The sequence below is a fragment of the Streptomyces sp. CGMCC 4.7035 genome, assembly GCF_031583065.1.
In the GTDB taxonomy this organism is placed as follows: domain Bacteria; phylum Actinomycetota; class Actinomycetes; order Streptomycetales; family Streptomycetaceae; genus Streptomyces; species Streptomyces yaanensis.
Map to the genome: position 1 here is coordinate 404,383 of NZ_CP134053.1, position 22,242 is coordinate 426,624.

Annotated in this window: 16 protein-coding genes; 9 read left to right on the top strand and 7 right to left on the bottom strand. The window is 70.7% G+C overall.

Going from position 1 to position 22,242, the window contains the following annotated elements; all coding sequences use genetic code 11:
* Positions 1–47 precede the first annotated feature (47 nt).
* Both Q2K21_RS01735 and Q2K21_RS01740 read right to left on the bottom strand, forming a co-directional pair.
* Entirely contained in the window at positions 48–3,833 is a 3,786-nt protein-coding gene (locus Q2K21_RS01735; protein WP_310763277.1) for a HAMP domain-containing protein, read from the bottom strand.
* A 340-nt stretch (positions 3,834–4,173) separates the two neighbouring features.
* Positions 4,174–5,010, bottom strand: a complete 837-nt coding sequence (locus Q2K21_RS01740) for a TrmH family RNA methyltransferase (RefSeq protein ID WP_386275940.1) — start codon at positions 5,008–5,010, stop codon at positions 4,174–4,176.
* Positions 5,011–5,248: 238 nt separating this feature from the next.
* On the opposite strand from Q2K21_RS01740, the gene Q2K21_RS01745 reads away from it, so the two are divergent.
* Together Q2K21_RS01745 and Q2K21_RS01750 are read left to right on the top strand one after the other, a co-directional pair.
* Positions 5,249–6,160: a glycosyltransferase family 2 protein gene (locus Q2K21_RS01745; protein WP_310763279.1), complete on the top strand. Its 912-nt coding sequence runs from the start codon at positions 5,249–5,251 to the stop codon at positions 6,158–6,160.
* A 558-nt stretch (positions 6,161–6,718) separates the two neighbouring features.
* Positions 6,719–9,925 (top strand): AfsR/SARP family transcriptional regulator, encoded by a 3,207-nt coding sequence (locus Q2K21_RS01750; protein ID WP_310763280.1) that lies wholly within the window; start codon positions 6,719–6,721, stop codon positions 9,923–9,925.
* A 56-nt stretch (positions 9,926–9,981) separates the two neighbouring features.
* Here Q2K21_RS01750 and Q2K21_RS01755 read toward each other — a convergent pair whose 3' ends face one another.
* A complete protein-coding gene (locus Q2K21_RS01755) occupies positions 9,982–11,688 on the bottom strand; it encodes a bifunctional 3'-5' exonuclease/DNA polymerase (protein ID WP_310763281.1) in 1,707 nt (568 codons plus the stop codon).
* 273 nt (positions 11,689–11,961) lie between these two features.
* Here Q2K21_RS01755 and Q2K21_RS01760 point away from each other — a divergent pair, with 273 nt between their 5' ends.
* Positions 11,962–13,080 carry a DUF2786 domain-containing protein gene (locus Q2K21_RS01760; RefSeq protein WP_310763282.1) on the top strand — a complete coding sequence of 373 codons (1,119 nt, stop codon included), beginning with the start codon at positions 11,962–11,964 and terminating at the stop codon, positions 13,078–13,080.
* A 327-nt stretch (positions 13,081–13,407) separates the two neighbouring features.
* Here Q2K21_RS01760 and Q2K21_RS01765 read toward each other — a convergent pair whose 3' ends face one another.
* Positions 13,408–13,923: a DUF4232 domain-containing protein gene (locus Q2K21_RS01765; protein WP_310763283.1), complete on the bottom strand. Its 516-nt coding sequence runs from the start codon at positions 13,921–13,923 to the stop codon at positions 13,408–13,410.
* Between the two features lie 163 nt (positions 13,924–14,086).
* Complete coding sequence (locus Q2K21_RS01770) at positions 14,087–15,340, bottom strand: RNA-guided endonuclease InsQ/TnpB family protein (protein WP_310763284.1); 1,254 nt, start codon at positions 15,338–15,340, stop codon at positions 14,087–14,089.
* Positions 15,341–15,530: 190 nt separating this feature from the next.
* On the opposite strand from Q2K21_RS01770, the gene Q2K21_RS01775 reads away from it, so the two are divergent.
* Positions 15,531–15,929: a hypothetical protein gene (locus Q2K21_RS01775; RefSeq protein ID WP_310763285.1), complete on the top strand. Its 399-nt coding sequence runs from the start codon at positions 15,531–15,533 to the stop codon at positions 15,927–15,929.
* Between the two features lie 52 nt (positions 15,930–15,981).
* Here Q2K21_RS01775 and Q2K21_RS01780 read toward each other — a convergent pair whose 3' ends face one another.
* The gene (locus Q2K21_RS01780; protein ID WP_310763286.1) at positions 15,982–16,494 is read right to left on the bottom strand and encodes a hypothetical protein; all 513 of its coding nucleotides are present in this window, start codon (positions 16,492–16,494) and stop codon (positions 15,982–15,984) included.
* A gap of 603 nt (positions 16,495–17,097) precedes the next feature.
* On the opposite strand from Q2K21_RS01780, the gene Q2K21_RS01785 reads away from it, so the two are divergent.
* Complete coding sequence (locus Q2K21_RS01785; RefSeq protein ID WP_310763287.1) at positions 17,098–17,355, top strand: DUF397 domain-containing protein; 258 nt, start codon at positions 17,098–17,100, stop codon at positions 17,353–17,355.
* Positions 17,356–17,586: 231 nt separating this feature from the next.
* On the opposite strand, the gene Q2K21_RS01790 is transcribed toward Q2K21_RS01785, so the two are convergent.
* The gene (locus Q2K21_RS01790; protein WP_310763288.1) at positions 17,587–18,075 is read right to left on the bottom strand and encodes an ATP-binding protein; all 489 of its coding nucleotides are present in this window, start codon (positions 18,073–18,075) and stop codon (positions 17,587–17,589) included.
* A 345-nt stretch (positions 18,076–18,420) separates the two neighbouring features.
* Between Q2K21_RS01790 and Q2K21_RS01795 the strand changes: the two genes are divergently transcribed.
* From Q2K21_RS01795 to Q2K21_RS01810, 4 genes are all read left to right on the top strand, one after another.
* Positions 18,421–19,257 (top strand): helix-turn-helix domain-containing protein, encoded by an 837-nt coding sequence (locus tag Q2K21_RS01795; protein ID WP_310780537.1) that lies wholly within the window; start codon positions 18,421–18,423, stop codon positions 19,255–19,257.
* A gap of 134 nt (positions 19,258–19,391) precedes the next feature.
* Positions 19,392–20,852 carry an aldehyde dehydrogenase family protein gene (locus Q2K21_RS01800; RefSeq protein ID WP_310763289.1) on the top strand — a complete coding sequence of 487 codons (1,461 nt, stop codon included), beginning with the start codon at positions 19,392–19,394 and terminating at the stop codon, positions 20,850–20,852.
* Between the two features lie 133 nt (positions 20,853–20,985).
* Positions 20,986–21,534, top strand: a complete 549-nt coding sequence (locus tag Q2K21_RS01805) for a DinB family protein (RefSeq protein ID WP_310763290.1) — start codon at positions 20,986–20,988, stop codon at positions 21,532–21,534.
* A gap of 36 nt (positions 21,535–21,570) precedes the next feature.
* On the top strand, positions 21,571–22,212 hold the full coding sequence (locus tag Q2K21_RS01810; RefSeq protein ID WP_310763291.1) for a PadR family transcriptional regulator: 642 nt from the start codon (positions 21,571–21,573) through the stop codon (positions 22,210–22,212).
* The last annotated feature ends 30 nt before the right edge of the window (positions 22,213–22,242 follow it).

Sequence of the window (22,242 nt, forward strand, 5' to 3'; positions counted from 1 at the left end):
GGGGATCCGGCGGGTGACTGCTCGCCGGGTACCCCACCCCAAGCACATCACAGGTCGAGCCAGCGGCGCATGCACTGGACCAGCTGCTGCGCGTCGACGGGCTTGGGCACGTAGTCGTCGGCCCCGGCGGCCAGGCATTTTTCCCGGTCACCGGACATGGCCTTGGCGGTGACCGCGATGATCGGCACCGGGCGACGCCTGGGCATGGCGCGTATCGCCGCGGTGGCGGCGTAGCCGTCCATCTCCGGCATCATCACGTCCATCAGGACCAGGTCGATGTCCTCGTCGGCCACTGCCTCCACGCCTTCGCGGCCGTTCTCGGCGTGCAGGACACGCATGCCGTGCAGTTCCAGGATGCCGGTGAGGGCGAAGACGTTCCGGGCATCGTCGTCGACGATCAGTACGGTGTGGTCGGCCAGTGGGTCGGCCTCCTCAGGTGCGGGCTCCGTGCTGGTCTCCGGCCTGGTCTCCGGGGCATGGACCAGTGGCAGCGCCTCGCCGGGGCGCTCGGCGGTCAGGTGCAGCACGATGCGTTCGCGGAGCTCGTCCAGGCTGGTGAGCACTTCGAGCGGCTGGGCGCCGGCCCGTGCCCGGAGTCGGCGCTCCCCCTCGGCCGAGGGCACCGGGTGGCCGCAGTGGACCAGGACGGGGACGTGGCGCAGGGCCGGGTCGGCGTCGAGAAGACGCAGCAGTTCGCCCGCACCCTCGTCGGGCAGGCCGCAGTCCACCACTGCGCAGTGGTGGGTCCGGCCGACCAGTGCGGCCGCCGCCTCCCCGGGATCGGCGGCGGTGTCCACCTGGACGGGCGAGGGGACCCCGGGCAGCTCGGCGACGGCGCTCTCGGTGAGCAGGGACAACAGCCCTCGCGGCCTGGCCTCGACGACCAGCACGCGGCGCCCTGCGGAGGGCGCGCCATGGGTGTCCGCGGCGAGGCCGGCTTCGCCGGGGCGCTCCGGGCCGCTCGGTCCGGTACCGCGGCGGTCGCGGGGCTCGGCGCGGGGCAGGGCCGCCGCAGGGGCCGCGCCGGCTGCCAGTGGGGCAGCGGTCTCCTGGACGGCGGGGTGCACGGTCGGCAGGTACAGGGTGAAGCAGCTGCCCTCGCCCCGGACGCTCCGGGCGTGGATGGAGCCGCCGAGCAGGTAGGCGATCTCGCGGCAGATGGACAGGCCCAACCCGGTTCCTCCGTACTTGCGGCTGGTGGTGCCATCGGCCTGCTGGAAGGCACCGAAGATGGTCTCCAGGTGCTGGTCCGGGATGCCGATGCCGGTGTCGCTGACCTGGAAGGCCAGGGCGGGGCTGCCGCGGCGGACGGAGTCGGGCAGGTCGTCGGCGGTCGTGTCGACGGGTTCGATCCGCAGCTCGACATGGCCTGCCTCGGTGAACTTCACCGCGTTGGAGAGCAGGTTGCGGAGCACCTGGCGCAGCCGGGACTCGTCGGTGACCAGTTCGGTCGGGACTCCGGGTGCCGTCACGACCCGGAACTCCAGTCCTTTCTCGGAGGTCAGGGGGCGGAAGGCGGCCTCCAGATAGTCCAGCAGCTGACGCAGCCGGAAGCGCTCGGGGCTGATGTCCATCTTCCCCGCCTCGACCTTGGACAGGTCGAGGATGTCGTTGATCAGCTGGAGCAGGTCGGAGCCGGCGGAGTGGATGACTTCCGCGTACTCCACCTGCTTCGGGGTGAGGTTGCGGCTGGGGTTCTGGGCCAGCAGTTGGGCGAGGATGAGCAGGCTGTTGAGCGGGGTCCGCAGCTCGTGGCTCATATTGGCCAGGAACTCGGACTTGTACTTGGAGGCACGGGCGAGCTCCCGGGCCCGGGCCTCGAGCTCCTGCCGCCCCTGCTCGATCTCCAGGTTCTTCGTCTCGATGTCGCGGTTCTGGCTGGCCAGCAGCGCGGCCTTCTCCTCCAGCTCGGCGTTGGAGTGCTGCAGTTCCTCCTGGCGGACCTGGAGTTCCTCCGAACGGGCCTGAAGCTCGCCCGCGAGGCGCTGGGACTCGCCCAGCAGCTCGTCGGTGCGGGCGTTGGCGATGATGGTGTTGACGTTGACGCCGATGGTCTCCATCAGCTGGTCCAGGAAGTCCCGGTGCACCGGGGTGAAGCGGCCGGTGGAGGCCAGCTCGATGACGCCGAGCACCTGCTCCTCCGCCATGACGGGCAGCACGACCAGGCTGGCGGGGGCCGCGGCGCCGAGACCGGAGGAGACAGTGACGTAATCGGCCGGTACGTCGTCCACCGCGATGGTGCGTCGGCTGCGGGCGGCCTGACCCACCAGCGACTCGCCCAGCCGGAACCGTGTGGGGCGGGGGGAGCCCTCGGGGCGTCCGTAGGAGTCGATGAGGCACAGCTGCACGCCGTCGTCGGTGTCCTCGGCGAGGAAGAAGGCGCCGTACTGGGCGGCGACCAGCGGCACCAGCTCGTCCATGATCAGCCCGGCGACGTCGGCGAGATCGCGGCGGCCTTGTATCAGGCCGGAGATCCGGGCCAGGTTGGTCTTGAGCCAGTCCTGCTCCTGGTTGGCCCGGGTGGTCTGGCGCAGCGACTTCACCATGGCGTTGATGTTGTCCTTGAGCTCGGCGACCTCTCCGGAGGCGTCCACGGTGATGGAACGGGTCAGGTCGCCCTCGGCCACCGCACTGGTGACCTCGGCGATCGCGCGGACCTGTCGGGTGAGGTTGCCGGCCAGCTCGTTGACGTTCTCGGTGAGCCGCTTCCAGGTGCCCGAGACGCCCTCCACTTCGGCCTGCCCGCCGAGGCGCCCCTCGCTGCCGACCTCGCGGGCCACCCGGGTCACCTCCGCGGCGAAGGAGGACAGCTGGTCGACCATGGTGTTGATGGTGGTCTTGAGTTCCAGGATCTCCCCGCGGGCGTCCACGTCTATCTTGCGGGTGAGGTCGCCGCCCGCGACGGCGGTGGTGACCTGGGCGATGTTGCGGACCTGGCCGGTCAGGTTGTTCGCCATGGAGTTGACGCTGTCCGTGAGGTCCTTCCAGGTGCCCGCCACATGCTGCACCCGGGCCTGGCCGCCGAGGATGCCGTCGGTGCCCACCTCGGAGGCCACCCTGGTCACCTCGTCGGCGAACGCGGACAGGGTGTCGACCATGGTGTTGATGACATCGGCGAGGGCGGCGACCTCCCCCTTGGCGTCGACGACGATCCGCTGGGAGAGGTCTCCCCGGGCCACGGCGGTGGCCACCTGCGCGATGTTGCGGACCTGGCCGGTGAGATTGGACGCCATGACGTTGACGTTGTCGGTGAGGTCCTTCCAGGTGCCGGAGACCCCGCGGACGGTGGCCTGGCCGCCGAGGTTGCCCTCGGTGCCGACCTCGCGGGCCACCCGGGTCACCTCGTCGGCGAACGCCGAAAGCTGGTCGACCATCGTGTTGAGGGTCTCCTTGAGCTCCAGGATCTCCCCGCGGGCGTCCACGGTGATCTTCTGGGAGAGGTCGCCGCAGGCCACGGCGGTGGCCACCTGCGCGATGTTCCGCACCTGAGTGGTGAGGTTCCCCGCCATGGCGTTCACCGACTCGGTGAGGTCCTTCCACGACCCCGACACGTCCGGCACCCGGGCCTGCCCGCCGAGGCGGCCTTCGCTGCCGACCTCGCGGGCCACCCGGGTCACCTCGGACGTGAACCGTGACAGCTGGTCCAGCATGCCGTTGAAGACGGTGGCGATGTCGCCGAGCAGCCCGTCGCCGTCTTCCGGGATCCGGGTGCGGAAATCGCCGTCCCGGACCGCGGTGAGACCGGCGAGCAGACGGCGCAACCCGGTCTCGTCGATCTGGCAGGCCACGCTCGTGGGTCCGTCCCGCGTGGTCGCTCCGGAAGCCTCGGCCATCTCCGCTCCCGCCGTACTGATCCGCCACCGGCCCACCGGCCGGAAAGCTGTCTGGAGGTTGCGGCCCTCGGCCCGCCCGGAGGCTGCCCGGCGGTCGCCCCGTCGTTTCCAGTGTGCCGCCGACGAGGAGCGTACGGCGGCCGGTCTGCTCGACGGTGCGGCGGAAGCCCTCCACGTCGCACGCGTTGATCTCGTCGTCACGCTGGACGTACGTCGCCCGGGGCGCGGTCTCGAACACCTCAGGAATCAGCGGGCCGTTCGCTGAGCGGTTCTTCTCAGTGCTGACGAGTTAGTGCTGACGAGTTAGTGCTGACGAGTTAGTGCTGACGAGCGGTTCTTCTCAGTGCTTGCGCGAAGCCAAGCGCTGCCGTACGGCCTCGTAGGTGAAGAGGGCGGCCGACACCGCGACGTTGAGCGAGTCCACCTGGCCGAACATCGGGATCTTCGCCTTGGTGTGGCTGCCCGCGAGCCACTGGTCCGACAGGCCGTACTTCTCGCTGCCGACGAGGATCGCCGTGGGCCCGGTCATCTCGACGTCCGCCATGAGGACGTCCGTGTCGGGCGTCGTGGCGACCACGTTCACCGAGTGCTCGGCCAGCCAGTTCATGACCTCATCGGAGCCGGCGGAGGCGATCGGGACGGCGAACACCGTGCCCTTGCTGGCCCGGATCACGTTGGGGTTCCCCCAGTCGGTCACGGGATTGGCCGAGATCACGGCGGTCACCCCGGCCGCATCCGCGGTGCGGAGCATCGAGCCCAGGTTGCCGGGCTTCTCGACGCTCTCGCAGACGAGGAAGAGAGCCTGGTCGTCGACCGCGATGCGGGAGAGGTCCGTCTCGATGTCCGGCACCACGGCGAGCCAGCCGTCCGGACCCTCGCGGTAGGCGGCCTTGTCGAAGGCCTGCCGGCTGAGGCTGAACAGGGCGGCGCCGCGCTCCGCGGCACGGGCCACGACGTTCCTCGGGTCCGATCCGCCGGTCAGCGCGGGGCAGAAGTACAGCTCGCGGGGACGCACGCCCGCCCGCAGAGCGAGATCCAGTTCCTCGTACCCCTCGACGAGCGTCACTCCGGAGCTCTGCCTGTTCCGCCGGCGGCGGAGGGCGGCGAGTTCCTTCACATGGGGGTTGCTCGGGCTGGAGATTTCCTTGGGTGAACCAACCCGCGGGATGGACGGCATCGGCGGTGGGAATCACGGTGCCCTTCGGGCTCCGATCCTCCGCCTCCTTTCTCTGGGGCACTGCGCGCGGTCGTGGCCAGGGTACCTGCGGCCGCGGAACCCGCGGGACAGCGCGGCTTCCGTGCCCGCCCGGCCGAAAATTCATCCGGAGCAAGGAGAACCAGCGGACACCAGGGGTCCTCTTAGTGAACGGCTAGCATCGCGAGCACAGTCGTCGGCCGGAGATGGGGAGGGTGTCGTGTCGCAGCCGGAGTCGCAGCCGGGGCCCCGTATCGCCGTCTCCGTCGTGACCATGGGCAACCGTCCCGCCGAGGTCGACGCCCTCCTCACGTCCGTGGCCAAGCAGGACCTCGCCCCGTCCCGCATCGTCGTCGTCGGCAACGGCTGTCCGCTGCCCGAGTTCGCCGAGCGCCTCGGCCTTCCCGGTGAGGTCACCTGCATCGAGGTCGACGAGAACCTCGGCTGCCCCGGCGGCCGCAATGTGGCCCTCGCCAGGCTGCGGGAATGGGGGGACGTCGACGTCGTGGTGGAACTCGACGACGACGGGCTGCTCGTCGACGCCGATGTGCTCCGGCGGGTGCGGGACCTGTACGCCGCGGACCCCCGGCTCGGCATCGTCGGGTTCCGGATCGCCGACGAGTACGGCGAGACCCAGCGACGGCACGTGCCGCGGGTCGGGGCCGCCGACCCGATGCGCGGCGGACCGGTGACCGGCTTCCTCGGCGGCGGGCACGCGCTGTCCATGGCCATGCTCGCCGAGACCGGCGACTGGCCCGCCGAGTTCTTCTTCGCGCACGAGGAGACGGATCTCGCGTGGCGGGCCGCCGACGCCGGATGGACCATCCTCTACGAGCCCGAACTGCTGCTCCAGCACCCGAAGACCTCGCCCGCCCGCCACGCCATCTACTACCGGGTCACGGCACGGAACCGCGTGTGGCTCGTGCGACGGCGGCTGCCGATTCCGCTCATCCCCGTCCACCTCGGGGTGTGGATCGCCGTCACCCTTCTGCGGACGCGGTCGGCCGGTGGGCTGAAGGCCTGGTTCGGCGGATTCGTGGAGGGGCTGCGGACCTCGGGCGGTGAGCGGCGGCCCATGCGCTGGCGCACGGTGTGGCGGCTCACGCGGCTCGGCCGGCCGCCCGTCATCTAGCCCCGGTTCGGGGTGCGGCCTGCGGCCTGTGAACCGGCCTGTGGTTCGGGGTGCGGCCTGCGGTTCGGCGTCCGGCCTGCAGCCTGTGAACCGGCCTGTGGTTCGGGGTGCGGCCTGCGGCCTGCGGTTCCGCGTCCGGCCTGCGGCCCGTCATCCGGCCCGCGGCGGGTGGCGGTGGCCCGTGCGTACATGACGAAGGGCCCGGCCGTTCACCTCCGCCGACCGGGCCCTCGCGCATTCCCGGATCCAGCCACGGCGGCGACGCTCCCCCGAGCTACGCGTGTACGCGCGTACCGTCGGGCCGGATCCGATGGAAGGATCACATCAGGCCACACCAACAGATCGCTAACATGTGGCCAACGGTTCTAAGGGGAGCCGAGCTGGACGGTTCCAAGAGGGGTTCGTGGAACCGGGCGGCGAAATGTTGCCGCACGTCGACGCGCAGTCCACGGCGGGACGCGGTGGTTGTGCCGCGCGGCGGGGCGATGCGCGGCAGTCGTGCCGCACGGTGATGCGAGGCACGGCGGTCGGGCCGTGCGGAAGGGCAACGGGGCGGCTATGCGGTACGGGCTGCGGTTCGGCCTGCTGGGTCCGCCCGTCGTCTATGACGCCGACGGCGGGATCCGGTCGATCGGCAGCGGCAAGATGCGGGCTCTGCTGGCCGCTCTGTTGCTGGAGCCGGGCCGGGTCGTCCCGATCGACACGCTCAAGGAGGCACTGTGGGGCGGGGCGCCCCCGGCCTCCGCACAGGCGTCCCTGCAGAACCACGTCACCCGGCTGCGCCGTCTGCTCGGCGACGACGGTTCCGAGCGGCTGCGTGCCGTGCCGCCCGGCTACCTCCTGCGCGTCGGCGGGGGCGAATTGGACGTCCGCGTCTTCGAGGAGCATGTCGGCGCGGCCCGCGCCGCGCACGCCGGCCGTGACTGGGAGCGCACCGTCCGTGAGGTGTCCGCCGCGCTCGCCCTGTGGCGCGGCACACCGCTCAGCGGCCTGCCGCCGGAGATCGGCGGGCACGCGCTGGTGCAGCGCCTGGAGGAGGCGCGGCTGCTCGTCCTGGAGTGGCGGTACGACGCAGAACTGAACCTCGGTGACGCCCGACTTGCCGGCCTCGCACCCGAGTTGGCCGCACTGGTCGCCGAACACCCGCTGCGGGAGGGCTTTCACCGGCTGCTGATGCTCGTCCTGCACCGTACCGACCGTCCGGCGGAGGCCTTGGCCGTCCATCGCGACCTGCGTGAACGCCTCGTGGAAGAACTCGGTGTGGAGCCGGGTGCAGCGGTTCGCAAGGCCCATCTGGAGATCCTGCGAGACGAGCCGGGCGGGCACGGCGGCGGGAGGCGGAGCGGGCGGGGGAGCGCTGATATCGCGCGCGCCGCGGCTACGGACTCCAGACGTACGGACTCCGGCCATCCGTACCCCACGGACTCCGACCACCCGTACCCCGGCCACACCGGCACCGAAAGCGAACCCGACACCGACACCGAAACCAGCGTCGGCACCGATACCGACAACGGCAGCGGCACCGGCACCGACAACGGCAGCGGCACCGGCACCGGCGCCGATACCGACAGCGCGAGCACGCAAGAGGAGCCCGGCGCCCCCCTCCCCACTTCCCCGGTCGCGCCCCCCGTTCCCCGCCCCGCCCAACTCCCGTGGCCACCAGCGCACTTCACCGGCCGTGACGCCGTACGCGAGGAACTCCTGCGCGTCCTCGACACCGAACGCGACGCGCCCGCCGTCGCCGTGCTCAGCGGCATGGCCGGGGTCGGCAAGAGCGCGCTCGCCCTGCACGTCGCGCATGGGCTGCGGGAACGTTTCCCCGACGGTCAGCTCTACGTCAATCTGCACGGCGCCACCCCCGGCATGACCCCGCTCACCCCCGAGCAGGCGCTCGCCTCGCTGCTGCGCGACCTCGGTGCCGAGCCGCGCCGTATTCCCGAACGCCCGGACGCGGCCGCCGCGTTGCTCCGCTCGCTGCTCGCCCCGACCCGCACCCTGATGGTGCTGGACGACGCCGCGCACGCCGCGCAGGTACGGCCGCTGCTGCCCGGTGGCCCCGGCTGCGCGGTGATCGTGACCAGCCGCTCCCCGCTCACCGCGCTCGACGGCGCCCACCGGGTTCCGCTCGCTCCCCTGTCCGGCGAGGACAGTGCGGCCCTGCTCCGCGCGGTCTCGGGCCGGGACGGACTCGACGCCGCACATCCGCTTGTCGAACTCGCCGGCCGACTGCCACTCGCCCTGCGTATCGTCGCCGCGCGGCTTGCCGCCCGTCGCGCGCTCACCCCGGATGTCCTGGCCGGTCAACTCACCGCCACCGAGAGCAGGTTGCATCACCTGGAGTACGACGACCTGAGCGTCCGCAGGTCGCTCGCCGTCGCGCACGACGCGCTGCGCGCCTCCGACCGCGAGGCCGACCGGGACGCGGCACGCGCCCTCGGCCGCATCGGCGCGCTCGACCTTCCCTGCTACGGCGCACCGCTTCTCGCCCGCCTCCTGGGCACCGACGAACGCCGTGCCGAGGCCGCCCTCGACCGTCTCGTCGATGTCGCGCTCCTGGAGGAGACGGCGTACGGGCGGTACGCGCCGCACGACCTCGTCCGGGACTTCGCCCACGAGACGGCGGCGAGCGACGAGTCAGCGGAGCCGGATCGCATCGCCGACCGGGCCCTGCGCTGGTACACCGCCATGGCCGTGCGCGCGTACAAGGCCATCGTCGAGCCGGGCGCCGATCGCGCGGACCGGCTCCGGGTGACCCCGTCGCAACCAGGGACGCACGCCACGGACGTGGCGGCCGTGCCCGCGTTCGGCTCGGCCCAGGCAGCCGTCGACTGGATCGTCCTCGAACTGGAGAACATGGTCGCTCTCGTGGAGCGCCACGCGGACTACTCCGCCCATGTGCCCTTGCTGGCCCGCATGGTCGCCAGCCCGCTCCAACGCCGGGGCCGGCTCGCCGAGTCGGAGGTGCTCGTCCGTGCCGCCCTGCGCGGGGCACGCCGGCTGGCGGACGCGCCCGCGGAGGGGTACGCGCTGCTGGACCTGGCCGGGCTGCACTTCATGAAGGGACACGGCAACGAAGCGCTCGAGCTGCTCGACGGGGCGCTGGAGATCTGGCGGCGGCTCGGGTACGTCTCCTGTCTGTGCCGTGGCCTCAACAACCGCGGGCTGCTCCTGGAGGTGCTCGGCCGGTTCGAGGAGTCCGGTGAGGCGCTGCGGCAGTGTCTGGAGTACACGCGCGTACTGAACGACCCGGGGCAGGAGGCCATCACCTACAGCAACCTCGGCAACCTGTACGAGCACACGGACCCGCGGGCCGCCATCGGCCACCACCGCCGAAGCCTGGAGATCGGCGAGCGGATCGGTGATGTCGTCGTCCGCCACTCCGCGCACTGCAACATCGGCTTCGCCCACCTCACGCTCGGCGAACCGGACGCCGCCGTACCGCACTTCGAGGAGAGTCTGCGCGTCCTCGGTGGTCACGGCCACTGGCAGGGCGAGTCGCAGACCCGGCTCGGGCTGGTGCGGGCGCTGCGGGAGTGCGGGGAGGCGGGGCGGGCCGCGCACGAGTGCGATGTGCTGCTGACCCTCGCCACCCGGCACGGTGACCGCTATGCCGAGGGACTCGCCCGCCATCAGCGTGGCCTGCTCCACCGCGCGGAGGGCGACGCCGAGGAGGCCGGCCGGCAGTGGGAGTCGGCCCTCGCCGCACTGGACGGAACGGACAGCCCGGTGCTCGGCGAGCTGAAGGAGCTGCTGGTGGGGGAGTGAGCCGAAGCGCACCGGGGTTCGTACGCGCCCTCACTCCGCGTCCGCGTAGTACCTCCTTATTTCGCGTCCGCGTAGCACCGCACGACCGCCGTCGTGAACGGAATCCGCACCGGCGTCTCGCCGAACGTCAGCCGCATCGCCAGGTCCGACGCCTCCCGGATCGCCGCGACCACCGTGTCCGCCTCCTCGGCCGGGCAGTGCACGATCACCTCGTCGTGCTGGAAGAAGACCAGTTCGGCGGCGAGGTCCGCGCAGGCGCGGCGGAGGGCGGCGAGCAGCAGCAGGGCCCAGTCGGCGGCGCTGCCCTGCACGACGAAGTTCCGCGCGAAGCGGCCGCGGGCGCGGGAGTTCGTGGAGGCGTACCCCGGCATCCACTGCTGCTGTTCTTCGGTCACGCCCGCCGGACCGTCCTCCTGGGGCTCCTGCGGAATGCCCGCCTCCTCCGCCGCGTCCTCGGACGCCCCGGCCGCCGGCGGGCACGTACGTCCGAGCCAGGTCCGCACGAGACGGCCCTCCTCGCCCGCGCGGGCCGCGTCGTCGACGTATGCGACCGCCTTGGGGAAGCGGCGGCGCAGCGCGGCGAGGTTCTTCAGGCCGTCGCCGGACGTCTGGCCGTAGATCGCGCCGAGCACGGCGAGCTTGGCCTGGCCGCGGTCGCCGGAGAACGCGCGGTCCGACACCGACTGGTAGAGATCGTCCCCGCGGCCGGCGACCTCCATGAACGCCGGGTCCCGGGAGATCGCGGCCAGCACGCGCGGTTCCATCTGGGCCGCGTCGGCCACGACCAGCCGCCAGCCCGGGTCGGCGACGACCGCGCGCCGGATGACCTTGGGGATCTGCAGGGCGCCGCCGCCGTTGGTGACCCAGCGGCCGGTGACCGTGCCGCCCGGCAGGTACTCGGGCCGGAAGCGGCCGTCGCGCACCCAGTCCTGGAGCCAGGACCAGCCGTGGGCGACCCAGATGCGGTACAGCTTCTTGTACTCCAGCAGGGGCTTCACCGCCGGGTGGTCGAGGGCCTCGATCTCCCAGCGGCGGGTGGATCGCACCCGGATGCCGGCCTGTGCGAAGGCCTTGACCACGTCGGCGGGCAGATCGGGCCGGACGCGGCGGCCGAAGGCGGCCGACACCTCGTCGGCCAGCTCGGCAAGGCGCCGTGGCTCTCCGCCGCCCGCGTACCGCTCGCCGAGCAGCTCGTGCAGCACCTCGCGGTGGACGTCCGCGCTCCACGGCAGCCCTGACCGGTTCATCTCGGAGGCCACCAGCATGCCGGCCGACTCGGCGGCGGTGAGCAGCCGCATGCGGTCCGGGTGCGCGGTGGCCTCGTGCCGGCGCTGCTGGTCCGCGTACACCTCGACGAGGTCCTTGAGGGGGACGTGGACGGGGCTCGGCTCGAAGAGGGAGGACTGCGAGCCGGGCTCGGCGGAGCGCTGCGGGGGATCCGGCGGTACGGGGCCGCCGCGCAGCCGGGCCAGCGCGGCGGCGGCCGACCGGGGCTCGCCGAGCCGCCCCTCGTGGCCCAGGAGGAGGGTCTCGGCCGCCTCGACGTCGTAGCACCGGTCGACTCGCACCCCCGCGGCGAGCAGACGCGGCTGGACGTCGGCGGTGGACCGCCACACCCAGCGGGTGACCTCCGGCCGCGTCCGCACCGCCGCGACGAGATCCCCTTCCCTGACCACGGGCCCTGCGGGCAGCCCGTCCGGGCCGAGGGCGGCGACCTCCACGCCGCCGTCCTCGGCCGGAGCGAGAGCCCAGCGCCCGGTCATGCTGCGAGTGTGGCAGGGGGGTCTGACAACGGGCCGGAACGTGCCGCCCGAGCAGGTTCGGTCCTGCTGCTCGTGGGCCTCGTGGGCCTCGTGGGCCTCGTGGGTCTCGTGGGTCTCGTGGGCCTCGTGGGTCTCGTGGGCCTCTGGGTCTTGGCAGGGTGTCCATCCGAAGTTGACGTTGAGGGTGGTCCACGCGCGCGTAGGCCAGTCGACCGGATCGCGGTGGCCGATGCGCCGACGGGCCGCGGCGGAGGTCGTGTCACGATCGAACGCGTGAGTACGACGACCACCGTGGACCGGGCCTTCCGGGCCGCCCTCTACGACGACACCGACGCGGGCCTCGACACCGGCGCCTCGCTGCTCGCCGCCGACCCCGCGGCCGATGCCGAACTCGCCGGGCGCGGTGAGGAGTTCGTCGCCGCGGCCTGGCGGCGGGGCTGGCAGCCCGCCGATGTCGTACGCATCGTGCGCCGAGAGCTGGACGACACCCACGTACGCCTCGTCTCGACGCTGATCGTCAAGGAGGCGGGCGAGCGGCCGTCCCCCACCCCACGCTGGGCCGCCCAGCTCCAGGACCTCGACGCGGAACCTCCGCACGCCACCGATCGTTTCTCCCATGCCACCGCCGTCCTGGAGCTGTACCGCCTGATCCTGCGCCTCCCCGCCCTCGAACCCCTCGAAGCACCCCGGCAGTCCGCCTCCCCGCGGCAGCCCGAGTCCCGCATGCTCACCCGTATCCGCGCCCTGCTCGCCAAGGCGGAGGCGACCGGGTATCCGGAGGAGGCGGAGGCGCTCAGTGCCAAGGCGCAGGAACTGATGGCGCGGCACAGCATCGACGAGGCGCTGCTCTCAGCCCGTACGCATGCGGGGGACGCGCCCGGCGCCTGCCGCATCGGCGTGGACCCGCCGTACGAGACGGCCAAGGCCGTGCTCCTGGACGCGGTGGCGGGCGCCAACCGCTGCCGGGCCGTGTGGCACGAGGCCCTCGGTTTCTCCACGGTCGTCGGCTTCGAGGCCGACCTGGAAGCCGTCGAACTCCTCTACACCTCGCTGCTCGTGCAGGCCACCGCCGCGATGACGAGGGCGGAGGCGGCGCAGCGCAAGGGCGGGCGGAAGCGTACGAAGACGTTCCGGCAGTCGTTCCTGGCCGCGTACGCGCAGCGCATCGGCGACCGCCTCCAGGTCGCCGCCGAGGGGCAGGTGGCCGGGAGCGAGGGTGAGTTGCTGCCGGTCCTCGCGGCCCGGGACGTGGCCGTCACGGAGCGGACGGAACAGATGTTCCCGGACACGGTCACCACCCGGCTGCGCGGGATCAGTGACGCGGCCGGATGGGAGCAGGGTGCCGCGGCCGCCGATCGCGCCCAGGTCGCTGGGCGACCCCGCCTCCCGTGAGAACGGGGCGGCCTCGGCTCTCCTGAGGATGCGGGGTGGCCTCGGCTCTCCTGAGGATGCGGGTGGTCGCCTGCGGCTTGGTGCGGGGATGCGGGGTGGTCGCCTGCGGCTTGGTGCGGGGATGCGGGTGGTGGCCCGTCGCTTGGTGTGAGGGCGCGGGGCGGTCGCCTGCCGCTTGGTGTGAGGGCGCGGGGGCGGCCGCCCGTCGCATGGTGCGAGGACGAAGGGCGGCCCGCCCGCCGCTTGGCGTCGGGGACGCGCGTCGGTCGTCCGCCCCTCGGTGGCCGTACGCGAGTCGGTCGCCCCGCCGCTGGACGAGTACGCGGGTCAGTCGCCCGCGATCTGGATCGGGGTCACCGAGGCATCGGGGGTGTCCGGCTTCTTCAGTGACACATCACCGAACGACCACGGGAAGCTCTGCGCGTCGCCGCCGCCCGGCACGGTGATCTTGAGGGTCTTCACCGCGGCGCTGTCCGAGGCGCCGCTCTTCCCGCGGACGTAGGTGATGGTGAAGGTCGCCGTCTCTTCCTTCTGCAGCGTCACCTTCTCCGGATGCGCGTCCGCGGCGTGCGCGACGGTCCAGGAGGAGTCCCCGCCGTTCAGTTCGATGCCCGGGAAGCCCTCGAAGGTGCACTTCTTGGTGTCGCGGTTCGTGAGGGTGACCGGGACGTTGCCGGTGTCGCCGGCGGTCGTGGCGGCGTTGCCCGGGCCGACCTTGATGCCGATCGAGCAGCCGGCGGCCTTGTCGCTGTCGCCACCGCTGCTGCCACCGCTGTCGCAGGCGGTCAGCGCGAGGGCCGCGGCGAGGGCGGTGACGGCGAGGGGGACGGGGAGGGTGCGCATGAGGATCCTCTGGAGTCGTGACGGTGCTCATGGATCATTACGCAGGCGGGCAGCGGTGCGTTACACGCCCCCGAGTGCCGCATGCGCCGCGGCTCGCGATTGTCGAGATACGTTCTGTATGTCCCCTGCGGGCTGACGGGATGAGCTGGCTGCGCGCGGTCAACTACCGGGCGCTAAAGCGCCGGGCTTGCACAACGGGCATCGCTGGCGGTGATGCTGCGTTTGCGTTCAGCCCCGCCCCGGCGCGTGCGCTCGGTGGTGGGGCAGGGGCCGTTGACTGGGCCCCGCGTCGCCACAACTCCCACGCGCGAGCACGGATGTTGCGGGAGCCGTTCCGGTCTGCGTGATCAACGAATCCGCAGGACCGGCACGCGAACCAGGCCTGCGAGACCCGGTTCGCCCTGTCCACGTGGCCACACTCGGCGCAAGTGCGGGAGGTGTACGCCGGATCGACGTACACCACCGGCACCCCCGCCCGGCGGGCCTTGTACGCGATGAACTGCCCCAGCTGGGCGAAGGACCAGCTGGAGTGGGTGGCCCGTTGGGGCTTGCGTAGCCGTACCCGCTCGCGGATGCCTGTCAGGTCTTCCAGGGCGATTCCGCGACCGGTGCGTTCCGCCTCGGCCACCACATGCTTCGCGATCTTGTGGTTGATGTCTTTCGCCCGCCGCGCCTCCTTGCGACGCCGTTTCTTCAGGCGGCGCTTGGCGGACGGGGTGTTCTTCTTCTGCAGCTTGGTACGGAGCTTGCGCTCCCGGTCCCGGACCCAGTTCAGCTCGCGCCCGGCCATGATTTCGCCGTCCGAGGTGGTGGCGATGTTCACGATGCCCAGGTCAACGCCGAGGAAGTCCACCGGATCGGTGTTCGGCAAAGCCTCGGGCACTTCGCAGGTGGCGTTGAGGAACCACATGCCGTCCCGGCAGACAAGGTCGGATTCGCCCTTGCGGTACAGCGCAAGCGTGGCGGACTGCTCGGGTGAGGCGGTGAAGGCCACGTTCTTCATTCGCCCGTTGGTGGTCCAGATCGACACGGTGCGCTCGGCGATCTGCCAGGACAGCATCCGGCCGTCGTAGGGCTGAGCACCCTCCGGCCGGAAGATGATCGGCTTCTCCGTCGCCCTCCGGTACCGCTTGGATCCCGGCCTGCCCAGGTGGCCTGCCCTCAAGTTTGCCCTCAGCGTGGCGTACGCATCGCACGTTTTCTTGATCACGTGCTGGGCGGCCTGCGCACCAAGGCCCCACCGGGCCTTCGCCTGGTCGTAGGTGAGCTTGCGCAACGCGAAGTTGTTCTTCACATCCTTTTCGAGGGCGACTTCACTCACCCACGTGGTCGCTTCGTTGCAGGCGTGCAGCGTCGCCTCAAGTGCCTTCGCCTGCACGGGCGTCGGCAGCAGCTTCACCTGCACCACCAGCTTCACATCCGCGACGCTACTCAGCCTCTCCCCCTCCCGCATTCGAACACGTAAAACTCCACCCCCGGCTTCCGGCCACGGCTTTCCGCCGCTCCGCGCCGGATGCCACCACAGTGCTCCGCACCGCTGGCTCCAGGACGTGTTCTCTCCCGGGCGTGAACGCCGGGGTTCCTCCCAAGACCATGCTGAAGGGGCCGTGTGCTCGGGGCTGAGGAGCGAGAGGAAACGACTCGAGCCGCTGGTCGCGCGGCGCGACGGCGGGGCTCGCGTTGAAGGCAGGAGGCGCGCGGGCTACGCCGCCCCTGTCCCGCCTGCCGCCCGCTTCGCCGATGCCCTGCGCACCGCGACGGAACAGGGCGCCAAGGCCGTACGGGAACGCCGGCCGCCGTCGTGGGACGCCGTGCACGAGGCGCTTCGGGCGTGGGACGCGGAGGAGGCCGTGGGAGGGGACGGCGTCTCCGAAGCGGTCGTCCGCCGGGGTGCCGGCCTGGTCCTGAAGTCACTGGGGGATCTGACCGAGTCCCTCGACACGGCCGCATCACCGATGACCCTGGACGGCAGCGTGGAGACGTCCGGACGGGTGCGCAAGCCCTGACCCGCCGACGGGCCGTGGAACCTCAGGTTCCACGGCCCGTCGAGCGAGGTGGTCAGGAGCCCAGGCTCGCCGTCGGCAGGCCGCTCGGCAGCTTGCCGCCCTCGGACTTCGTGTACGTCTCCTTGCCGACGCTGCCGCCCGACCATGTCACCTTCATGGTCGTCGAGTTGACGGAGTCGACCATGCCGGTCCGGCGGTCCTTGTTTCCGTCCGTGCACTTGAGGCGGATCATCTGCATGCCCGCCTCCTCGCCGGCGGTCCCGCTGCACACGGTGCCGCCCGTCGTGAACAGCGCGGCCTGGTTTCCGGTGACCACGAAGGCCACGGCCTTGCCGCCGGTGGTGGCCAGCCAGCTGCCCTCCAGCTTCCCGGCGGCCTTGGCGTTCGGGGTGCCGGAGCCGCCGCCGGTGTTCGCCGTGGGCGTGGACGCGGGCGCGCTGGGCGCCGAGGAGTCGTCGTCCCCGGAGTCGCTGCCGCAGCCGGTCAGCACGAGCGCGGCCGTCAGCCCGGCGGCAGCGAGCGCGGTGCGAGCCTGTCGGCGCGTGAGGTGGGTCGCCGAAGTCACTGATGTCTCCTGAGGTTGCCGATGAGGTCGTGGGGACGGCCGCAGCAAGCTACCAGGAGGACTTCCGGACGCCGGGGAGGTATCCGGCGTGCGCTTGCTCACGCGCTCACGCGCTCACGCGCTCACCCGCGACAGGCCTGGTCCCGGAACCAGCCCGCGCGATCAAGAACGCGCGGGAGACGGCGCCGTCGCCCTACTCGTCCCACTGGCCGTCTTCCGCCACAGAAGGGGTGCCCGTGAGGCCGAATGGCCGAACTTCATGCGGATGGTGGAACAGGAAGCCCGCGATATGCGTCTCTTCCTAGTGCAATGAGGGATCCAACCCGGACGGCCGGCACAGACGATGGCGCGGGAGATCACGCACGGGGGCCGGAGTGCGCATGGGATGCGAACTCCGGGGCAGGCGCCTGACCGGCTGTAGTCGGGTCACGGTCAGGCTGTAGTCAAGGCAGGTCAAGGGACCGTAAAAGCTGTAATCGTAGGAGCACCCCCCGTGCACGTGCATCTGCCCATGCATCTGCATGTGAACGGAGTTATGATCCGGGGCAGTTGACCACTGCATCAATGGCCACACCAGCCAATGCACCACCCGGGGAGCGACCTGTGGACCACGACGTGTACGACGTGGACGACGTGTACAACGGCATGGCTGCGACAGAGCTGAACGGAGTGGCCTGGCAGAAGAGCCGGCACAGCAACTCACAGGGGTCATGCGTGGAATTCGCCCGGTTGCCCGGGGGAGATGTTGCGGTGCGCAACTCACGCTTCCCCGAGGGGCCCGCGTTGGTCTACACCCGCGCGGAGATCCAGGCGATGCTGCTGGGCATCAAGGACGGCGAGTTCGACCATCTGATCGCGTAACACGCGTAGATCAGAGGAGTGTCGGGGCATCGACCGCGCGTCGATGCGCCGTGCGCGACCGCGTGCGGGGCCGGCGTGCACAACCGCCGTGCACAACCGCTGTGTACAACCGCCGTGCTCAAGGGCGCACTGAGGTCTGCCCGCTCGCGGCAGCCATTGCATCCGCGGCGCTCCCGCGCCCCGCGGTGTGCAACACGCGTAGACCCGCGGCATGGAAAAGGCCGCCGGCCATCACTCCGCGCAGGCCGGTGCGGGCGGCAGCCGGAACAGTGCCCAGACCACCTTGCCGCTCAGCGTGCCCGCCAGCGGGTGCCAGCCCCAGCTGTCGGCGAACGAGTCCACCAGGAACAGACCGCGGCCCGACTCCGCCGTGAAGTCCTCCGAGTCGCCCGCGACCGGACTGCCGTGGCTGGGGTCGCGCACGGCGCACACCAGGCGCGTGGTCCAGCGCATCAGATGCAGCCGCACCGGCGGGTCCTGCTCGACCGTGCGCACGGCGGGCGAGGGCAGCGCATGCCGCAGCGCGTTGGTCACGAGTTCGGAGACCACGAGACAGGCGTCGTCGAAACAGTCGCCCACGTCCCACTGACCGAGCGTTCTTCGGGTGAACTGCCGTGCCTCGCGCACCGCTTCGAGGCGGGCGGGCAGAGCGCAGGAGGCGGCGCTGGACACGGCCGCGGGATCGAGCGGCGGAAGTCCCTGCCGTAAGGGCTCGAGCATGGTCGATCCATTCGTCCCCATGCGAGGCACTCCCGGGTGTTCGCGGTCGTTGCGATGCAGCGGTGGCGCGGGACCATGGTTTCGGATGCGCCAAGCAGATGCAAGGGCAGATGCACGTGCACGCGCCGGAATTGATCCCTCCCGTACCGGTTCCTACCTCTTTCTTCTGCCACTTTCTTCCCGCTCGCTGCCCCTTCCTGGCCTTTCCCTGTGCCTCTTCTTTGACTGCTTTCCATTTCTGTAATCGCACGAGTACTGCTCGAAGTGATTTAGTGGCAGACTGCGCGATCTGAAGGACGGTTGGGGAGGCTGACGAACGTGAGCGCTGGGGACTCGAGCGGGTCGGTGGTGCGGCGCATCCTGCTGGGATCCCATCTCCGGCGGCTACGGGAGGCGCGCGGCATCACCAGGGAGCAGGCCGGCTACTCGATTCGAGCCTCGGAGTCGAAGATCAGCCGCATGGAGTTGGGACGGGTGAGCTTCAAGACGCGCGATGTCGAGGACCTGTTGACGTTGTACGGGATCAGCGACGAAGTCGAACGCACGTCCCTGCTGTCCCTGGCCAAGGAGGCCAACGTCGCCGGGTGGTGGCACAGCTACTCGGACGTCCTGCCGAGCTGGTTCCCGACGTACGTCGGCCTGGAGGGCGCGGCCCATCTGATCCGGTCCTACGAGGTCCAGTTCGTGCACGGTCTGCTCCAGACCGAGGCGTACGCGCACGCGGTCGTCTCCCGGGGCATGAAGGGCGCGAGCGCCGCGGACATCGAACGGCGGGTGGCGCTGCGGCTGGAGCGGCAGAAGTACCTGGTCTCGGAGAACGCCCCGCAGTTCGACGTCGTCCTCGACGAGGCCGCCCTGCGCCGCCCCTACGGCGACCGGCAGGTGATGCGCGGCCAGTTCCAGCATCTGATCGACGTCTCGGAGCGCCCCAACGTACGGCTTCAGGTCATGCCGTTCAGCTTCGGCGGGCACTCGGGTGAGAGCGGCTCCTTCACCATCCTGAGCTTCCCCGAGTCCGACCTGTCCGACGTGGTCTACCTGGAACAGCTCACCAGCGCGCTCTACCTGGACAAACGCGAGGACGTCACCCAGTACGAGGCCGCGATGAAGCAGCTTCAGCAGGACAGCCCCGGGCCGGACGAAAGCCGCGATCTGCTGCGGGGGCTGCTTCAGCTTTCCTGAGAGTCCTCACAGAGTTACCCGAGGTTCCTCCAACTCCCTTCGCTCACAAGTACGATGACGCGTGATCAGACCGTGACGCGATCACGGCTACGTGAACGGGTGTCTGCTTCGGCTGTAAGGGATTGAGGGATCACATGTCGTCCTACTTCACCGATCTGGCTCAGCAGTACATCGGCGGTGAGTGGCGCCCGGGCACAGGCTCCTGGGACATCATCGACTTCAACCCGTACGACGGCGAGAAGCTGGCGTCGATCACGATAGCCACGGTCGACGAGGTCGACGAGGCCTACAAGGCCGCCGCGGCCGCCCAGAAGGAGTGGGCCGCCACCAACGCCTACGCCCGCCGCGCGGTGTTCGAGAAGGCCCTGCGGATCATCGAGGAGCGCGAGGCGGAGATCACCGAGGTGATCATCGCCGAGCTGGGTGGCACGCATCTGAAGGCCGGCTTCGAGCTGCATCTCGCCAAGGAGTTCCTGCGCGAGTCGATCCAGCTGGCGCTGCGGCCCGAGGGCAAGATCCTTCCGTCGCCGATCGACGGCAAGGAGAACCGCCTCTACCGCGTGCCCGTCGGGGTCGTCGGCGTGATCAGCCCGTTCAACTTCCCCTTCCTGCTGTCGATCAAGTCCGTCGCCCCGGCGCTCGCCCTCGGTAACGGCGTCGTCCTCAAGCCGCACCAGAACACGCCCATCGTCGGCGGCTCCCTGGTCGCCAAGATCTTCGAGGACGCGGGGCTGCCGGGCGGCCTGCTGAACGTCGTGATCACGGACATAGCCGAGATCGGTGACGCGTTCATCGAGCACCCGATCCCGAAGGTCATCTCCTTCACCGGCTCCGACAAGGTCGGCCGACACGTCGCCACCGTCTGCGCCTCGCTCTTCAAGCGCTCCGTCCTCGAACTCGGCGGCAACAGCGCGATCGTGGTGCTGGACGACGCGGACGTCGACTACGCCGTCGACGCGGCCGTCTTCAGCCGGTACGTGCACCAGGGCCAGGTCTGCATGGCCGCCAACCGTGTCCTGGTGGACCGCTCGCTCCAGGCCGAGTTCACCGAGAAGTTCGTCAGCAAGGTGAAGTCCCTCAAGGTCGGCGACCCCCGCGACCCGGAGACCGTCATCGGCCCGGTGATCAACTCCTCGCAGGCGGACGCCATTTCGGCCGCCGTCGAGCAGGCCATCACCGAGGGGGCGACGGCGCTGCTGCACGGCACGACCAACGACAACCTCGTCGAGCCCTCCGTCCTGACCGACGTCCCCGCCGGCTCCGCCCTCCTCCAGCAGGAGATCTTCGGTCCGGTCGCCTTCCTCATCCCGTTCGACGGCGAGGAGGAGGCCGTACGCATCGTCAACGACACCCCGTACGGGCTGAGCGGCGCCGTCCACACCGGTGACATCGAGCGCGGCGTCAAGTTCGCCCAGCAGATCGACACCGGCATGTTCCACGTGAACGACGGCACCGTCCACGACGAGCCGCTCGTCCCCTTCGGCGGCGAGAAGCACTCGGGCATCGGCCGGCTGAACGGTGAGACGACCCAGGAGGCCTTCACCACCCTGAAGTGGATCTCGGTGCAGCACGGGCGGAGCGGCTTCCCGTTCTGATTCCTTCTGATTCCGTCCGAGTTTCCTTCGCTCCCAACGGCCCTTGCGGACAGAAGCTGACCGCAAGGGCCCGTAGCGTCATCGGTGTCAGGCAGAGGACGAACTCGCCGGCACCGACGAAAGGCGGATGGTCATGGTCACTCACGTGAGCGCAGAGGCGCAGGGCGACGAGCGCGGAGCACTGCTTGCCTTCCTGGAGGAACAGCGCGGCGGGATCCGCCGGGCCCTGCTCGGGCTGACGGAGGAGCAGGCGGCGTCGCGGCCGAGCGCGAGCGAACTGTCCCTCGCCGGGCTGCTCAAGCACGTCGCCGAGACCGAGCAGGGCTGGGTCGCCCGGGCCAGGGGCGAGCAGCCGGCGGTCAAGCGGGACGAGTCGAACTGGCACGAGTGTTTCAAGCTCGTCGGGGACGAGACGGTCGAGTCGCAGCTCGCGTACTGGCAGAAGGTCGCGGAGGAGACCGAGGCGTTCATCCGCTCGGTGCCGAGCCTCGACGACACGTTCGCGCTCCCGAACGACCCCTGGTTCCCTCCGGACGAGCGGGTCTCGATGCGCTGGCTGATGCTGAACCTGATCCGTGAGACGGCCCGGCACGCGGGGCACGCGGACATCGTCAGGGAGTCGCTGGACGGAAAGACGGCCTTCGAGCTGGTGGCCCTGGAACGGGGCACCTCCTGGGGCTGACCTCGGGGGCCGACTCGTGGGTCCTACGCTGGCCGCATGTCAGCGATCCGTCTCCTCGTGCTCGGCGCCGTCCGTCAGCACGGGCGGGCCCACGGCTACCAGGTCCGAGGCGACCTGGAGTACTGGGGCGCGCACGAGTGGTCCAACGCCAAGCCCGGCTCGATCTACCACGCGCTGAAGCACATGGCGAAGCAGGGACTGCTCCACGCCCACGAGATCGCCCCGTCGACGGCCGGCGGCCCGCCCCGCACCGAGTACGAGATCACCGGCAAGGGCACCGAGGAGTACTTCACGCTGCTCCGTGAAGCACTGGTGGCCCGCGACCGCAGCATCGACATGCTCTCCTCGGCGATCGGTTTCATGGTCGATCTGGAGCGGGCGGAAGTGGTGCGGCTGCTGAGGGAGCGGCTGCGCCGGCTGGCCGAGTGGCGCGACTCCGTCACGGAGCACTACGTGCCCGAGGAAGGACCGGAGAAGCTCGGTCACATCGGCGAGATCATGAACATGTGGGTCCACACGGCCGACGGCGAAGCCGCGTGGACCCGCGGGTTGATCGAGCGCATCGAGGGCGGCGCCTACACCTTCGCAGGCGAGGGCGAACCGTTCGTGGGCGTCCTGACCGAGGGCGAGGAGAACCCGTACGCGACGGGGGAGCAGCATCCGGACGACGACCGCTGAGCCGGACCGAGCCGGCGGCCGTGTCCGAGG

Excerpts from the sequence above, each read along its gene's own strand:
- Q2K21_RS01765 (WP_310763283.1), bottom strand. The coding sequence starts at position 13,923 with ATGCGCACCCTCCCCGTCCCCCTCGCCGTCACCGCCCTCGCCGCGGCC.
- Q2K21_RS01750 (WP_310763280.1), top strand. The coding sequence starts at position 6,719 with ATGCGGTACGGGCTGCGGTTCGGCCTGCTGGGTCCGCCCGTCGTCTAT.
- Q2K21_RS01800 (WP_310763289.1), top strand. The coding sequence starts at position 19,392 with ATGTCGTCCTACTTCACCGATCTGGCTCAGCAGTACATCGGCGGTGAG.
- Q2K21_RS01805 (WP_310763290.1), top strand. The coding sequence starts at position 20,986 with ATGGTCACTCACGTGAGCGCAGAGGCGCAGGGCGACGAGCGCGGAGCA.
- Q2K21_RS01740 (WP_386275940.1), bottom strand. The coding sequence starts at position 5,010 with ATGCCGTCCATCCCGCGGGTTGGTTCACCCAAGGAAATCTCCAGCCCG.
- Q2K21_RS01790 (WP_310763288.1), bottom strand. The coding sequence starts at position 18,075 with ATGCTCGAGCCCTTACGGCAGGGACTTCCGCCGCTCGATCCCGCGGCC.
- Q2K21_RS01755 (WP_310763281.1), bottom strand. The coding sequence starts at position 11,688 with ATGACCGGGCGCTGGGCTCTCGCTCCGGCCGAGGACGGCGGCGTGGAG.
- Q2K21_RS01735 (WP_310763277.1), bottom strand. The coding sequence starts at position 3,833 with ATGGCCGAGGCTTCCGGAGCGACCACGCGGGACGGACCCACGAGCGTG.
- Q2K21_RS01810 (WP_310763291.1), top strand. The coding sequence starts at position 21,571 with ATGTCAGCGATCCGTCTCCTCGTGCTCGGCGCCGTCCGTCAGCACGGG.